The sequence below is a fragment of the Vibrio mimicus CAIM 602 genome (assembly GCF_000338875.1).
GTDB classification, from domain to species: Bacteria; Pseudomonadota; Gammaproteobacteria; order Enterobacterales; family Vibrionaceae; genus Vibrio; species Vibrio mimicus.
The window spans coordinates 18,844-35,065 of the sequence record NZ_AOMO01000030.1; the positions used below are offsets into that span (position 1 = coordinate 18,844).

The 16,222-nt window shown below is 44.7% G+C and carries 14 protein-coding genes; 4 read left to right on the top strand and 10 right to left on the bottom strand.

Annotation, left to right across the window (positions count from 1 at the left end; translation table 11 throughout):
* Positions 1 to 14: 14 nt before the first annotated feature.
* Both D908_RS09965 and D908_RS09960 read right to left on the bottom strand, forming a co-directional pair.
* Positions 15 to 1,691, bottom strand: a complete 1,677-nt coding sequence (locus D908_RS09965) for an aspartate:alanine antiporter (RefSeq protein WP_005524414.1) — start codon at positions 1,689 to 1,691, stop codon at positions 15 to 17.
* Positions 1,692 to 1,895: 204 nt separating this feature from the next.
* On the bottom strand, positions 1,896 to 2,159 hold the full coding sequence (locus D908_RS09960; RefSeq protein ID WP_000498418.1) for a GrxA family glutaredoxin: 264 nt from the start codon (positions 2,157 to 2,159) through the stop codon (positions 1,896 to 1,898).
* A 307-nt stretch (positions 2,160 to 2,466) separates the two neighbouring features.
* Between D908_RS09960 and D908_RS09950 the strand changes: the two genes are divergently transcribed.
* Complete coding sequence (locus D908_RS09950; protein WP_005524415.1) at positions 2,467 to 3,714, top strand: iron-containing alcohol dehydrogenase; 1,248 nt, start codon at positions 2,467 to 2,469, stop codon at positions 3,712 to 3,714.
* 73 nt (positions 3,715 to 3,787) lie between these two features.
* On the opposite strand, the gene D908_RS09945 is transcribed toward D908_RS09950, so the two are convergent.
* The 5 genes from D908_RS09945 to D908_RS09925 all read right to left on the bottom strand — a co-directional run bounded on the left by D908_RS09945 (position 3,788) and on the right by D908_RS09925 (position 9,280).
* Entirely contained in the window at positions 3,788 to 4,642 is an 855-nt protein-coding gene (locus tag D908_RS09945) for a MurR/RpiR family transcriptional regulator (protein WP_001093848.1), read from the bottom strand.
* Between the two features lie 307 nt (positions 4,643 to 4,949).
* Positions 4,950 to 6,596 carry a pyridoxal-dependent aspartate 1-decarboxylase PanP gene (gene panP, locus D908_RS09940; RefSeq protein WP_005524416.1) on the bottom strand — a complete coding sequence of 549 codons (1,647 nt, stop codon included), beginning with the start codon at positions 6,594 to 6,596 and terminating at the stop codon, positions 4,950 to 4,952.
* A 109-nt stretch (positions 6,597 to 6,705) separates the two neighbouring features.
* Positions 6,706 to 7,215, bottom strand: coding sequence for a hypothetical protein (locus tag D908_RS09935; RefSeq protein WP_000826837.1), 510 nt, complete (start codon positions 7,213 to 7,215; stop codon positions 6,706 to 6,708).
* 218 nt (positions 7,216 to 7,433) lie between these two features.
* Positions 7,434 to 8,339, bottom strand: a complete 906-nt coding sequence (locus tag D908_RS09930) for a LysO family transporter (RefSeq protein ID WP_000948494.1) — start codon at positions 8,337 to 8,339, stop codon at positions 7,434 to 7,436.
* 20 nt (positions 8,340 to 8,359) lie between these two features.
* The gene (locus D908_RS09925) at positions 8,360 to 9,280 is read right to left on the bottom strand and encodes an HDOD domain-containing protein (RefSeq protein ID WP_000019005.1); all 921 of its coding nucleotides are present in this window, start codon (positions 9,278 to 9,280) and stop codon (positions 8,360 to 8,362) included.
* 378 nt (positions 9,281 to 9,658) lie between these two features.
* Between D908_RS09925 and D908_RS09920 the strand changes: the two genes are divergently transcribed.
* Positions 9,659 to 10,249: a TfoX/Sxy family DNA transformation protein gene (locus D908_RS09920; RefSeq protein ID WP_001005359.1), complete on the top strand. Its 591-nt coding sequence runs from the start codon at positions 9,659 to 9,661 to the stop codon at positions 10,247 to 10,249.
* Positions 10,250 to 10,318: 69 nt separating this feature from the next.
* Here the strand turns inward: D908_RS09920 and D908_RS09915 are convergent, their stop codons facing one another.
* From D908_RS09915 to D908_RS09905, 3 genes are all read right to left on the bottom strand, one after another.
* A complete protein-coding gene (locus D908_RS09915; RefSeq protein WP_001232586.1) occupies positions 10,319 to 10,873 on the bottom strand; it encodes a hypothetical protein in 555 nt (184 codons plus the stop codon).
* 190 nt (positions 10,874 to 11,063) lie between these two features.
* Positions 11,064 to 11,561, bottom strand: a complete 498-nt coding sequence (locus tag D908_RS09910; RefSeq protein WP_005524419.1) for a response regulator — start codon at positions 11,559 to 11,561, stop codon at positions 11,064 to 11,066.
* Complete coding sequence (locus D908_RS09905; RefSeq protein ID WP_005524421.1) at positions 11,558 to 13,507, bottom strand: ATP-binding protein; 1,950 nt, start codon at positions 13,505 to 13,507, stop codon at positions 11,558 to 11,560. The genes D908_RS09910 and D908_RS09905 overlap by 4 nt, the downstream gene beginning before the upstream one ends.
* A gap of 222 nt (positions 13,508 to 13,729) precedes the next feature.
* Between D908_RS09905 and D908_RS09900 the strand changes: the two genes are divergently transcribed.
* Together D908_RS09900 and serC are read left to right on the top strand one after the other, a co-directional pair.
* Positions 13,730 to 14,995 carry a DUF945 family protein gene (locus D908_RS09900; RefSeq protein ID WP_000835825.1) on the top strand — a complete coding sequence of 422 codons (1,266 nt, stop codon included), beginning with the start codon at positions 13,730 to 13,732 and terminating at the stop codon, positions 14,993 to 14,995.
* A 121-nt stretch (positions 14,996 to 15,116) separates the two neighbouring features.
* Positions 15,117 to 16,211, top strand: coding sequence for a 3-phosphoserine/phosphohydroxythreonine transaminase (gene serC, locus D908_RS09895; protein WP_000400860.1), 1,095 nt, complete (start codon positions 15,117 to 15,119; stop codon positions 16,209 to 16,211).
* Positions 16,212 to 16,222 lie beyond the last annotated feature (11 nt).

The window sequence follows — 16,222 nt, forward strand, 5'->3', positions numbered from 1 at the left end:
GTTAAATCAATCAGTTAACTCAGCAAGATAAAAATGGTACCCGTTAACGTCATCAGAATATTGGCAATCGCATAGGTGCCAGCATAGCCGAGTGCCGGAATAGTTGATTTGGCGTACTCATTCACAATATCCATCGCGGGAGCACAAGTTCGTGCACCGATGATTGCCCCAAACAGAAGGGCACGGTTCATTTTCAGTATGTAAGCACCCACCAGATAAGCTAACACGACAGGTACTACGCTGACTAAGAAGGCGAGCCCCAAAACCTGTACACCTACTTCAGAGAGGTGCTGGAACATTTTACTACCCGCATTAAGCCCGATACCGACCATAAAAATCGCCAGCCCCAGATCTTTGACCATATTCAGTGCCCCTTGCGGTACATAGCCAAAAGTCGGGTGGTTGGCACGCAGAAAGCCCAAGGTGATACCTGAAAGCAGTAGTCCTACAGCATTACCAAGGCTGAAAGAGACCTGGCCAAAAGTCATGGTGACCAGCCCAAACAAAATGCCAAGAATAAAGAAGCTACAGAAAGCGAGTAAATCAGCCATCTGACTGTGTACTGAGATAAAACCGATTTTATCTGCTAACCCTTTCACCTTGCTCTTTTCACCGCTGACCTGAAGTACATCTCCTTTGGCAAGGACGATATCCAGATCCATCGGCATCTCAATCTGCGCACGCACAACGCGGTTTAGGAAACAGCCGTATTCAGAAAGATTAAGGTCGGAGAGTCGTTTACCCGCGATACTGTCACTTTTTACGACGATTTCTTCTTCAGAAATACGTAGGTCAAGTAAGTTGCGGTCAAACACCTCTTTACCGTTACGGAAACTTGGGTCAAGGCGTGCATGGCTATCCGGGAAACCTACTAGCGCAATTTCGTCGCCTTCTTGCAAAATCGCATCCCCATCAGGGTGTGCCAGAATGCCATGACGACGGATACGCTCAATATAGCAACCCGTCTGACGATAGATGCCGAGTTCACGTAGGTTACGTCCATCGATCCAGTTAATCAGCTCAGGCCCAACGCGGTAAGCTCGAATAATAGGAAGATACACTTTACGTTGGCTGCCGAGGCCGCGTTCTTGAGCGATTTGCTGCGCTGAGTCAGACAAGTTTTGCTTTTGCAACTTGGGTAGCAGCTTCGCGAACATGATCATACTGATAAGGCCGATTAGGTAAGCCATTGCATAGCCTACCGAGACATTATCTAAAACCAGTGATAGATCCATATGTCTTGGAACAGAGGCCAAACCTGAGTTGAGAGCATCTTGTGCACCTACCAACACTGGTGTTGATGTTAGTGCCCCCGCCATCATGCCAGCGGATAAGCCGTAATCTAAATCGAGGTAATAACCACCAAAGTAAGCAATCCAAGTGGCAGTGATCAGAACCACCAAACTTAGAATCAAGTAATGCTTACCATCACGGAAGAAGATGCCAAAGAAGTTCGGGCCAGCCTCAATACCGACGCAGTAAATAAACAGCATAAAGCCGATAGTCAGCGCTTCAGGAGTAAAAGAGAAGCCAAGGTGTCCCATAATCAGAGACGTGATCAGCACACCGATTGAGTTACCTAACTGGAAGCTACCAAAGCGTATTTTCCCGAAAGAAAGGCCAATAGCGAGTACTACAAAAATCAGCAAAATTGGATTTTGCTCTAACAACAAAACGACGTCGATGTTCACGATTTAACTCAATTCACGCGTGACAAGAGGGGAAATAATAAAATTTTGGGAATTGTATCTGAATATTGCAAAAAGATAAGTGAATTTTTGCGCGAATGCGCATTCTTTGGAGCGAAATAGCTAAAAAATTTCAGTTAACGAGGATAGATAGCATTAAACAAAAAGCCTGCGATATTCGCAGGCTAATTAAGGATTAATTTTTAATTAATCAAACAGACCCAAGTTTTCTTTTGCGTATGCTTCGAAATCTGTACAGCCACCGATGTGTTGTTCATCGATGAAGATCTGTGGAACGGTTTCGACTGGCTTGCCGATGGTTTTTTCCAGATCTGCTTTCGTGATGCCTTCTGCGTGGATATCCACATAACGGTAGTTAAAATCATCGCGTTTTGCTTTTAATGTTTCAGCATGCTCTTTCGCACGAACACAGTAAGGACAGCCAGGACGACCAAAAATTACCACAAACATAACTTTCTCCTTCATTTTGTTTGCGCGTACTATGCCCGATTCAAGTGGGGAAATAAAGCGTGTTTTTTCCGTTTGATTCAATAGGTAAAACCGATGATTTATTCGAAGAGTCGCTGAGTTTTTACAAGCGCTTTTCGATCGCAGTTGTGATGGAAGAGATTGAAACTGTTCAACTTAGGTGTGAGTTTGTGCAAGAACTTGCAGTTTATTTGTGGTTAATTTCGGCAAGTTGCACTTGGTCAAATAAATTTCCTCACTTTGAGCGCAAGCTAGACTCTGTATGGCGTATGAGAACATTGGAGGGAGCATGTTTCAGTTTATGACAGCGACACGGATCATCTTTGGTGAAGGGTCGTTAGAAAGCTCTCTTTCGGTAATCAGTCAATATGGATATAGCGTGTTGCTGGTTTCAGGGAAAAATCCTGAACGCTATGCATCACTTATCAACTATCTGCACCAGCAAAATATGCGTTATCAGCATGTCGCAGTGTCAGGGGAACCCAACATTACAATGGTGGAAGAAACCGCCATGCTGGGACGCCGATTTAAACCTGATATGGTGATTGCGATTGGTGGTGGCAGTGTGCTGGACATGGGGAAGGCTGTCGCGGCGATTATTCCCAACCAAGGCAACGTGTATGACTATGTTGAAGTCGTGGGGCGTAGTGTTCCGCTGAAAACCAAACCACTCCCTTTTATTGCGATTCCGACAACTGCAAGTTCTGGTTCTGAAGTAACGCGTAATGCTGTGCTGAAATCGGCGCAAGATAGAGTCAAAGTCAGTCTGCGCAGTCCTGATATGTTAGCCGATGTCGCTATTGTTGATCCTACGTTGACCTATGGCACCGATCCTTTGACTTCAGGTCGAGGAGCGATGGATGCTTTTACCCATCTTATGGAAGCCTATGTGTGTGGGGATCCCAACCCTTTAACCGACACCATTTGCGAGGAAGGTCTACGTCGCTTAACTAGAGCCATGGTGCCTGGCTGTCTGCGAGATGATAAAAAAGCGCGTAGCGATTTATCGTTTGCTGCCATGCTGGGAGGCATGGCGGCAACGAATGCCAAACTGGGTGCTGCTCATGGGCTTGCTTCTGCTCTTGGTGGTAAATTGGATGCACCACACAGCGTGATTACCGCGCGGCTAGCCCCTCATGTGATGCGTGAGAATATAGAAGTGGCTAGGGATGCGGGGCGCAGCGATATTTTACAGCGTTACAAGACCATTTCTCAGATTCTAACTGGGCGCAAAAACGCGTGTGTGGAAGATGGAATACTATGGGCCAATATGATGTTGGAAAGATTAGCCATCCCGAATCTAACAGATTTTGGTGTTTGTGCGACTTCATTCGAACGGGTTGCTACTGACGCGCTCAAATCCACATCTATTAAAGGTAACCCTATTCCTCTCACTATGGAGCGTTTGACCCATATTCTTCACCAAGTTTGCTCCTGCCAACAAACGGATTCTATTGAGCCAAAAACCTCGCAAGGAGAAGTTGAAATTCTTCATTTGCTGCAGGAACAGAGTAGTTGGTTAAGCGGACAGCATTAGAGATAAGCTCAATAATATTTCAGGTATGACAACGGAGCCTTTTGGCTCCGTTGATTTAACTTTCTACCGATAATTAGTAAGGCGGTAATTTGTCGTAGCGAGAGTCTTTCAAAACCTCTTTAACGCGCTTGAGGTTCTCTCTAAAGCCAGAACCGCGGCGCAGAGTGAAACCCGTAGCCAACACATCAATCACCGTCATTTGTACCACTCGGCTCGCCATAGGCATGTACACATCGGTGTCCTCAGGCACATCAAGACAGATGGATAGAGAGCTAGCTTTGTCGAGCGGTGAATCCTTGGCGGTAATCGCAATCACAGTGGCGCCATTCTCGCGCGCTAGATTAGCGATTTCAACTTGGCTTTTAGTGCGACCAGTGTGCGAAATCAGCACAATCACATCATTATCCGTACAGTTAATGCAGCTCATGCGCTGCATCACAATATCTTCAAAACAGCTGATCGGAATGTTAAAGCGGATAAATTTGTTTTGTGCATCGCGTGCGACAGCAGACGACGCCCCCAAGCCAAAGAAGGAGATACGCTTGGCTTGAGTTAAAAGATCAACTGCACGGTTAATTTGTACTGGGTCTAGACTGTTTTTGGCAACATCCAAACACGCCATGGTCGATTCAAAAATCTTGTGGGTGTATGCGTCTGGGCCATCATCCTCTTCTACGTTACGGTTAACGTAAGGAGTACCGTTAGCAAGACTTTGAGCTAAATGTAATTTAAAGTCTGGAAAACCTTTAGTATCAAGGCGGCGACAGAAACGGTTCACCGTTGGTTCACTCACGTCAGCCATTTTCGCCAGCGTAGCAATGCTGGAATGAATGGCAGTTTGTGGTGATGCCATAATTACTTCGGCAACCTTACGCTCAGACTTGCTGAAATTTTCCAGGTTTTTTTGAATTTTTTCTAATGTATTCATAGTGTTCACGCAGGCTAGAGAACAACTCGTTGGTTTGGGATTCAGAAACAACAGGGGAAAAAACAATGGTTTCTGAATGATAAACCCACCAACGCCAATAAACGGAGTATAAACCTAAGCGTGATGAATTCAGAAACGAAACTCTCATTAAGACCGTGAGAATATGACAAGCCTCAACTAAATTTTATAAAAACTACACTTTTGAGGCCCGGCTATGTCCATATGTGGTGCTTCTAGCCCATGATTGACGCAAGAGTTACAACAATCTGAAATTTTATTTCGGTTTGCTGTAACTCTTGGCTAGGGTTTATTGCTTGAGGATGCTTTGAGCTAAATGCTCGATTTGTTGCATCAGTCTTGGCGCTTGCTTAGCGATTTCACGTTGTTCATCCAACACATTACGCAAGATATCCTTGGTTGTAAGTGGGTTGGCTAACACGACTCGGAAGACAATGGTTGCAAGCTTATCCCATTGATGCGGATGAAGTTGAGTCCGCGAGACAAAAGATTTGCCTGTTTCTCGTTGTTTTTTCTGAATGAACTTCGTCATTTCATTGAGCAGTTCGTTGAGTTGTGCTCGCTGCGCACCTTGCGATTGTTCTAACGCCACGCGGACATGAGCTGGCAGATAGCGGTAAGTTAACAAGCAAAGTTCAGGTTGAGAAACCAGTTCAAAATCCGTTTGCGCCTCAATCAAATCAGCGAAATAACGCGCTTTCTCGATACTTTGGTCAATCAGGAGTTGATAGCCTGGGCGGCTAATAATATGCATGCTGGCGTAAACCAACATTGCCATGCCTGAACGTGAGCCTTCCAAAGTATGGCTACCCAAGTCTTTAGAACCTTGGCGCAGGATGTATTGGGCATGATGTTCAATTGAACGCATCGCATTCGGATCTTTAAACAGCACCATTCCTGCACCCATAGGGATGTAGAGTTGCTTATGCGCATCTATTGTGACGGAATCAGCAAGTTCAACCCCATCGAGAAGCCCGCGATAGCGGTTTGACATAAGCGTCGCACCACCCCAAGCGGCATCAATGTGGAAATGGATCTGTTCACGCTGACAAATCTGAGCCACGGTACGCAGTGGGTCGATATTGCCCGTTTCTGTTGTACCCGCAACTCCAACAACGGCAAATACCTTGATATTGCGCGCCTTAAGTTCAGCGAGTTTTTGTTCAAGATCTTGTGGGCAGATACGGTTGTTGGCATCGGTTTTAACTGCAATCAACCCTTCTTGACCAATGCCTAATACATCGGCGGCTTTTTTCAAAGAGTAGTGACCACGTTCAGAAACTAAGATCGCCAAGCCTTCATGCCCGTAGTGACACATGGCTTTGAATAAACCTGCTTTTTCTACGCCGGGGAAATCACCTTCTGCTTTTAGGGCATTATTACGAGCCACCCATAGGGCGGTGATATTGGCAATTGTGCCTCCAGAGCAGAATGCCCCCAAAGAATGCTCAGCACTATGCATCCATTGCTGATAAAAATGGTCAGTTTGACCGTATATCAAACGATGGATCATGCCCAATACTTGGCGTTCTAAAGGTGTGAAAGCTTTAGAAGTTTCAATTTTGACCAGATTCTGGTTCAGGGCGATCATGATTTTTGACAACGGCATCAAGAAATAGGGCAGTGCTGAAGTCATATGGCCGATAAAGCTTGGTGATGCGGTGTGTACCGAATGCGAAACCAAGGTATCGAGTAGGTGTTGGGTATGATCGGAAACAAATTGAGGTTGTTCAGGAATATGAGCGTTGGAAAAATCTTTCTCAATCTCTTTGAGTGGTTTTTCCTCGGCTACGATGTGTTTACGCAAGAACTGATTTAAGTTGCGAGAGAGTTCCTCGTCGATTTTCGTTAATGTCGAATCAGGACCTTCAGGGACAGTGAAGATCTTGAGCAGGGATTCGAAGTTAACTTGCGCAGATTTGTGTTCTGATACCATACAGTGTCGTTGTTATTCTGATTGATGGGTTTCAAGCGGGACAATCTAATTCAAAACGGGAGCAATGTCCCGTCTTAATTCGGAAAGCCTTGATTGCATTAGCGAGAGATTATGGGCACTCAATCGTTTCGACTTTTTCAATCGCTTGGTTGTAGCGATTCAGCGCAGACTCGATTTTTTTAGGGTGACTGAGGAGATCGGCTAATGCAGAACGTAACTCGTAGTTTTTCGGGTGGGGAACGGCTTGTCGGTCAGCAAAAGTCACACTGGCTAACTTACCTAATTCATCGTCACGGGTGGCCAGTTGTTTGATTTCTGGTTGCTCCAGTTTTAACCAAGATTCAACGTGTTGAGCAGTAGCCACTTTTGAAGGGTCATGTTGTAGGTAATAGTGTACCGCGGCACGATTCAATTCAAAGTGATGCTGTCTGCCAGTTAAAAACCATTGACCCACTTCCGCTAAGTCCGGGTATTGCTCGCTGGTTAGCTTTGTTAGGTCGGCATACCAATTAAGGGAAGCATCGATATAAGCATCGTATTTTTGACTTAGGCAAGTGTTATCGGCGTAGGCAGACGCGGAGATGACCGACATCAGTAAAGCAGTGCTCAAGCGTTTCATAATCTTTCCTTTTGAATTTTTATATTTGGTTGTTTTCCGATGGGACTTCACTGAGATAAAGCATTATTCCCTTTCTACTTGAAGCTGCCGCATTGTTGACTGCGTTGACTTACCTGCAACTTCAAGCAGTTTGAGGATATTTGTTTAAAATATTGTTTGCTAAATTGTAAAACTCAAGGCGAAACATTGTAAATGAGCCGAGGGTGAAATCCTGCGATCTAGCTTGCAAGTGACACAAAGAACAGGATTAATACAGGCACTAACAAGCTGAGAATAAAACCACTGACAATGGCCACGGGAACGCATTTTACTCCGCCTGTGGTTTGAATGACGGGCAATGTAAAATCCATAGCAGTCGCGCCTGCATAACCAATAGCTGTGCACGGTTTACGTCGGATAAGCATAGGGATTAGCACTAAAGCGACCAATTCGCGTAGCAGCTCAATCATAAATGATGCTCCCCCGAGTACAGGGCCAAAAGCTTCGCCAACCAAAATTCCTGCTAATGAGTACCATCCAAAACCAGACGCCATAGCAAGTGCTTGGTAAAGGGGCATATCTAAGATCCAAGCGGCAATTATGCCACCTAACCAGCTAGTAAGGATGATAACGGCAGCGATCACCATACCATGTTTGTTGAGCAAGATTTGTTTCAGTGTCAAACCACTATTACGTAGCTGAATACCAATAAAAAACAGCAGGATAAATAAAATCCAGCCGCTAGCGGATTCCACCCAACTTAAATCTTGATTAAGCAGTACACCAACGATGAGTCCCGCACCTACGACTAAGATTAATTTAGCTGATTCCAGCATCATGCTTGAAAGAGGAACTTTCTTATGGGTGGTATCGGTAGTGAGTGGCAGGTAGCGATCTACTAGAGGTAGAGCAAGTAGATTGCAAGCACCTAAAACTACGAAAAAAACCGCCGTATATTTGACGATAGTTTGTAAATTACTTTGTAGATTATCCAGCCCAGCTAAACTTAACCCCATTAAAAACAGAATCACATACACTAGGTGAGAAGTAGCACTGCTTAATAAATGAAGGCGAGATGGGTTACGAACCGTAAAAAGGTAACCCACCACAAGTGGTGCAAATATAAAGATCATCCCTGACAGCATAACATCCTCGTAGCGGTCTTTCAGATGCCACTGGCACTGATGACATCGCTCAACTTATTTTTAAATTCCATTTCACTTAAGTTGCTGAGCTTATACAGCACTTCAGCGCCTTCGGAGTTAATCTCGACATCGTGCTCGTCAAGCGCATCATCTTGTTTTCTGAACATCAAAAGATGATGGGCAATACGTGCAATATCTAAATAACTGACTTCTGAACGCTGTGCAGCAAGCTCGCAATTGCAGGATACTTCTAAGAAGTCGGTATCGAATCCCCAGTGACGCAGTACTAACTGGCTGATCGGAGAACATTGAGACTGGAAAATTTTCAATGCAATGTTTGGATCCAGATAATTACCGTTTTGTAGGTATAAATGGTATTCATTGACTAGGCAGAATAAACCGATATCCGCTAAAAGACCGACTAACAGAGCTTTTTCTAGTTCAAGGTATTGGTACTTTTTAGGATCAATACATTTGAAGGTTTGAGTCACCAACAACATGGTGGCGCCCAGTTCCCGTGAAATGGTGGCACTTTTAACCAGTATTCGGTTGCAGTCTTTGCTGAGATTAACAGAATACTTCAATTGTTCAATCGCTTGGGCTGTCACAATATCGCGAACTCGCAAAATACCCAGCCTAGAAACAGCGGTGACAATATCGGTACAGGTGATATTGCGTCGGTTAAACACAACAGAATTCGCCACACGAATGACGGTGGCAGAGAGACCGGGATCCTCAATTAAACAGTCGGCAACGTCAGTAATTGATGTTGATTCAACCAAGCAAAGACGCTGAATTTTTAAAACGACATCCGAAATCGGCGGAAGAGATATTTTGCCAGTACTGATAGAAAGCTCGACCAATTGCGCAAATTCACTTTCCAATCCTTGGATGAGTTTATGTTTGGTTTCTGGTAGCCAGTAAAAAGATAGATGACTCATAAAATACACGATCAAGCAAAGTTGTGAGCATTTTAACTATCGCTAAACTAAATAAGCAAACGGTTCCCCATATTTTACGCAGTAGGTTGGGTTTTTCGTTGAACTATTGAGCAATTCGATAAATGTAATTTAAGCGTCGTAGAGCAACAAAAAATTGACGATGTGATACTGATCTCATAATGTGGCGCAAAAGAATCGTACTCGTGTGAGATAAGTCCGGACTTATTTTTCTCTGTTAACTATCATTAGCTTCACAAAATAAGCAAGCTCATACTAAAGATCGAATAGACTTGCTAACCGTTTCATTTTTTTTCGCTTTATTGCTGCTATCTGGTGATCTTCCTTAATCGGGGAATAATGATTAAAGGATCAATGGATATGAATGAGCAACAGTTTTTCGACTACGTAATTAAGTTTGGCGCATACCAAAAACGCTCTATGTTTGGCGGAATTGGACTATTTCAACACGACGCTATGTATGTGTTGGTCAGTGATGATCGTATTTTTGTTCGCGGTGGTGAAGAACTCGATCCGGAGCTGGTGGCTTTAGGCTGTGAAAAATATCGCCATGTAAAAAAACAGACCACGGCAACAGTAAATTATTACGATGTCACTGATCTCTATGAACAAAATCATCCAGAGCTAGACTCTATCATCGAACGTTCTATTCAATTTTCGGTAAATCAGCGCGAATTTCAGCGCTCAGCCGCAAGTCGTCGTTTACGTGACTTGCCAAACATGCAGCTCACTCTTGAACGTATGGTGAAAAAAGCGGGTATTGATGATGTCGAAACGTTTATGAGCTTGGGCGCACCAGAAGTATTTAATAAAGTGCGTGAAGCGTATGGCAGTGATGTCGATGTGAAATTGCTATGGAAATTTGCAGGAGCGATTGAGGGCATTCATTGGAAGCTTCTGCAAGAGCCGCGTAAACGCCAATTGCTTGAAAGCTGTCAGCAACGTCAGTAATTGTCACTGTTATTCAAGAAGCTAATAAATAATTAAGCCGGGGTTTCCCGGCTTAATTATGTCGATCGCTTAGAAATTAAAGCGAGCAGTAAACATCAGCTGGTCGTTATAAAAATCGTTAAAGCGTGCTTCTGCGCCGAGAGAAAAGAGTTCGGTAGAATGAAAACGCGCATAAACGGAGCCTAACCAATCGTCATTGTTGTCGATGGAAACGTAACCCGCTTTACCACCCACTTCTAGTTGAGGGCCTAACCATTGACGGATACCGACATTGAGTTCCATACCGGTATCGGCACTTGAACGGCTACGGTCATCGACTAAGCGGAATAGCATTTCACCTGTCAGGTCAGCCCAGTTGTTGATTGGAGCATGGAAACCAAATCCAGCAGCAAGGTCGTAATCGCTCTCAAATTCTGAATCGATACGAGCAATAGCATGAGCATTAGGATGCACAGAACGGCTCATCGCAGCACCAAAAGTAACCGGGCTAGCGCCGATGCGCGCTTCTACGTAGTCATAGCTAAAGTTGCTCATTACGGTACGGCTATCATTATTATTACCATCAACAGCGAATGCTGAACCAGCGGTAAGAAGTAGTGCAGTTGCAATGATTGTTTTACGCATAATTTAGATAAACCTATATCTTCTGATTAATTCCAAGGCCACTGCCCGCATATTTGCAGCGACTGAAGCCATAAAATCGACTCCGGATTCATGGTTTGACATCATAAGGCATTGATGTATCAAGCTACTATCAAAAAATGTCAGAGTTTCGTCGTTCAGATGAAATTTAAGCAAGTTGAATGCCAAATTGCTACTCACCGAAGCTCATTCTTTTGGCCGAGATCGCATTCAGGATTTTTTCCGCATCCAAAACTTGAATCCAAGGCATTAAATCATTTTCCTGTTCAATCACATATTGAGTCAGCTGTTCTTTCACTGCTTGGCGTAACTGCTCACCGTGCCAAGGTTTGGCAATATAAAAGTGCAAACTGGCATGGTTGACTGCTTGAACTGTGTCTTCAAGCCCCGCTTGGCCAGTGAGTAACATTTTGCGTGTTTTAGCGGTGTCGGTTTCTTGATTGAGCTCAATCAAGAACTGGATTCCCGTTTGTTCAGGCATTATGTGGTCACACAAAATGAGGGCAAGAGGCACATCTTCTTGTCGGTAGTCATCAATCACTGATTTTGCTTCTGCAACCGATTCGGCGGCCTCGATAATGAAGTGTTCTTCGAAACAGTCGAGATCTTGCACCACACTGTCGAGCACTTCGCGTTCATCATCCACGCATAAAATCAAAAATTTGTTCATGGCTTGCTCCTTGCCACTGTGGGCGCGACTAACGGTAGCCACACCGTCATGGTGGTGTAATGGTTCGGTTGGGAGTCCACTTCAATCCAACCCTGATGTTGCAGGATAATCTGTTGGCATACCGACAGACCAATCCCAAGCCCAAAGTTGCCTTCCCGTTTGGTGGTGTAGTTGAGGGCAAAAATTTGTTCTTTGAGCTCTTCGGGAATACCGCACCCGTTATCGGTGAAACGGATCACCGCATATTCTGTGTCCTGATGGCGCTGTTGCTGAGTTTCAATGCGTAATACGCCGTGTTCAGGAAAGGCATCAATCGCATTGGATATGAGGTTAGTCCACACTTGTTGTAACGCGATAGGCAAACAGTAGATCAAAGGCAATGGCGCATACTCTTTTTCAACGCTGTGCCTTTTCAGTCGATTTTCAAAAATCACCAGCGTATCTTCAATTCCCTCATGAATATCGACTTGTCGATAGGTTTCATCATCCGGTCTGGCGTAGCCTTTGAGGCTTTTCACCATATCGGCAATGCGTTGGGCGCAGACTTGAATAGAGCGCAGTGTACTGCCAGTGAGGTGATAGCTTTCCAATTGTTCGAGCTGCTTTTGCGCTGTTTCTGGGCGACTCTTAGCGAGTTGAATCATTAGCTCATCTTCATCCAGCCCTAGTTTGACCATTTTTTTCGCGATTAAACGATGGTGAATAATCTCTTCTAATTGTTTTGCTTTGCTGCGTTCTTCAGAGGTTGAAACGGGCTTGGCCTGCATTGCTTTGTGCAACAATTGTGCGCCTAACTGTTCTGTTTGTGCACGTTCACCACCTTCAATCAGATGCCCGATATGGCTGGATAAGGTTTCAGTTCCTCTCAAAATAGCGGCTACAGGATTATTTAGTTCGTGGGCAACCCCAGCCACAAGTTGTCCGAGCATGGCCATCTTTTCTCGTTCCATGAGCTGCTGATGTGCGGACTCAAGCGATTCGAGCGTTTTCTGTAGCTCAAGTTTGGTCGTAATGCTGCGTTGTAAACGGCGATTAAAGTGGCGCAGAAGGAGGTTAGTAAACAGTGGCAGCAAGCTTGTGTCGTTATGCATAACTTTGGCAAACACATCGCGATCCAGTTTAATCACCTCAGTCTTGGTTACGGTGATCGCAGTGGAGAAGGAGGGTTCTCCTGTTACAAACGACATGCCTCCGACAATATTGCCTTTTTTATGGCGTACCACTTCACGTTGCTGGCCGAGCTCATCTTTTTTATACAGGGCGACTTCACCTTCGGTGATAAACCATAAAAAGCGGTTTGGTTCACCCTCTTGAGTGAGTAAATGCTGTTCAGAATAAGTTCTGCACGCCTGTGTTTCGTCTTTCTCATCGAAGAATTGGTACAGTGCACCAATCACTTTTTCAGCCAGTTCACTATCTGATAAACGGTGATAATCGGTAATGAAACCTTCGCGGTAGCTGCGCATTTTGTTATCGATGTGCGCACGCAATAAGCGCTGCTGATCGAGTACAGTGCTAAAACTGAGAATGTTATCTTTGTCGTGCTCGAGCACAAAAGAAGTCAATTCCTGAACTGCAGTTTTGCGTAATACATGATCTTGCAACGGCTTGGTTAAGCAGTAGTCCAAACGTCCTTCATTGACGGCATTGAGTATCGCTTGAATATCCTGTCCACAACTGACGAGAACTTTACGCGCGTGTTTAGTGTGGGCAATCTTGTCCAACCGAATCAAAAAATCCGCACCGTTGAGCGTTTCATGATGACTGGCCATCACTAACGCTACGATCTGCTCTTGTTGTTCAAGCGATTCAAGGCGTTGTTGAGCTTCTTCGACGGACTCTGCGCTGCAGATATCGAATTTACCGGTGAGGCCAATCAGCTCTTGTCGCCAATGTTCAATGCTGGCTGGATTATTGTCTAAAATGAGCAGCGCGTACCGATTCACAACCTTTTCTCTGACAACTTTTGACGTGCTTACTGTAGCAGGGATGGGAGTAGGGAAGTGGGAGCGGGGTTAGAGAATTTCTAATCGACAGCGTTGCAGTTCAATACTCTGATTTAATTCATACTTTTCCCGTTGTTTGCATAAATGTTGACAATTATTTGTATCTTGTACGACTTTCGTCACCTAAACTAAGCAAACTCAATCCCAAGGAAAACTTCGACTATGAAATCAATAAAAATTATCGGTGCAGTGGGTGGGGCCGTTGCGCTAGGTTTATGCTGGCCGCTCGCGGTCGGGCAAATTGGTGAGTCTGCGATTAAAGATGGGCTGGCTAACTTTGACAGTTCGTCAACCGCTGCTGAGTTGGTGAACTATCAACGCGGCTATCTATCATCACAAATGCAGACTCGTTACCGCATCACTGATCCTGCCATTGTGGCGCAATTAGAAGCTGAAGGGATCCCAACCGAAATTGTAGTCGACAGTAAATTGACGCATGGTCTGATGGGCGTTTCAGCAGTTTCTACGCTACCTCAATTCCCAGAGTTTCCACTGCAAATTCTCTCGAACACTCATTTGAACGGCAATACCGATTACACAGTGAAGTTGGAACAGTGGAATTATGTATTCCAAGGTGAAGAGCCTGTGGCTTTAACCATTGAACCAGCACAGATGACCGGCTCAATTACTACTCTTGGTGAGATGACTTATCAGCTCAGCATGCCAAAAATGGTGTTAGATTTTGAAAACCAAGCGCAAATGGTGCTTAGCCAAATCAGCGGTGATGGCCAAGGTAAAGAAAGCGATGGTTTGTGGCTAGGTGCTCAGAACTTTAAGCTAGATAAACTCACTATCAACCAAGCAGGTCAAGCTGAGTTTGATGTAGATGGTGTGACTTATCACTTTACTTCTGCGCTAGATGCTACTCAGACACGCTTTACGACTGCTCACCAAATGAAGATTGCCAACGCGAAATACAGTGAAGGTGAGTTTAAAGATTTCGCGCTAGATTTCACCTTAGGTGATTTAGATGCTGCTGCGACAAAAGCGCTTTCTAAGCTTTATCAAGGCTCACCAGAAATGACAGAGCAAGAAGTTGAGCAGATTTTGCCACAAGTAGAAGCACTGTTCAGCAAGGGTTTCTTTATCTCAATTGATAATTTCTCAGCCAATATTGCAGGTGGTGATTTTGCGTCTAACTGGCGTTTCAACGTTCCAGAAGGCACTGAAAATCTGCTGCAAGATCCGATGGCGGTTATCCCAGCACTGACAGGGCAGACGAAAACCTTTATCTCCAATCAATTGGTTACCAGCTTCCCATTTATTGAGCAGGGTATTGATCAGTTGATGATGATGGAAATGATGACTCAGGATGACAAAGGCTACACCTTAGAAGCTGAAATCAAAGAGGGTAATGCCGTTTTCCCAAGCGGAAAAACCATGCCATTAGTGATGTTGCTAATGCCGTTGATGATGTCGCAAGGCTAAAAATACGTTTTGTTGTTATTTGCTCAGGAAAAGAGGCCGTAAGGCCTCTTTTCTCGCTTTTTATCTGACTGAAAAAGTGGTATTAATCACAGAACATTTCGTTAGCAGGAGCAAATAACACATGGAGCACAACACCGATACGGTTTATAACTTTAGTGCAGGTCCAGCAGCGTTGCCTAAGGCAGTGATGCTACAGGCACAAGCCGAATTTATAAACTGGAATCACCTGGGCACTTCGGTAATGGAAATTAGCCACCGTAGTAAGCCGTTTATTCAAGTTGCCGATGAGGCAGAGCGCGATCTGCGCGATCTACTTAATATCCCTGATAATTACAAAGTCCTGTTCTGCCAAGGTGGAGCACGAGCGCAATTTGCTGCGGTGCCGCTTAACTTGCTTGGTGATGCAGAAACGGCGACTTATATCGACGCGGGTTATTGGGCTGCAAGTGCGGTGAAAGAAGCGAAAAAATACTGCACAGTGGATGTTTTCGACGCCAAAATCGAAAAAGAAGGCAAAACTGCCGTATTGCCGGCTAGTGACTGGCGTATCGCAGATAATGCTGCTTATGTGCATTTCTGCCCTAACGAAACGATTGATGGTATTGAGATTAATGATCTGCCGGTGACTGATAAGCCGATCGTCGCTGACATGTCATCAACCATTTTGTCACGTGAAATCGATGTGTCGAAATACGGTGTGATTTACGCAGGCGCACAGAAGAACATTGGCCCAGCAGGGATCTGTATTGCTATCGTACGTGATGATTTACTCGATTTAGCGAGTGATTTGCTACCTGGTGTACTGAACTACAAAATTCTTGCTGAGCAAGACTCCATGTTTAACACACCGCCAACTTTTGCTTGGTATCTCTCAGGTCTTGTATTCAAGTGGTTGAAAGAACAAGGCGGTGTGAAAGCGATCGAAGTTGTAAACCGTGCTAAAGCGGCACTGCTTTATGACTACATTGACTCCTCTGATTTCTATCGTAACGACATTCACCCAGCTAACCGTTCATTGATGAATGTGCCATTCCAACTTGCTAAACCAGAGTTGGACAACACTTTCTTGGAACTGGCAGAAGCGCGTGGCTTAGTTTCATTGAAAGGCCATCGTGTAGTCGGCGGCATGCGTGCTTCCATCTATAACGCGATGCCTTTAGAAGGCGTACAAGCTCTAGTGGATTTTATGAAGGAATTTGAAGCGCAATACGCGTAATTCAATGCTTT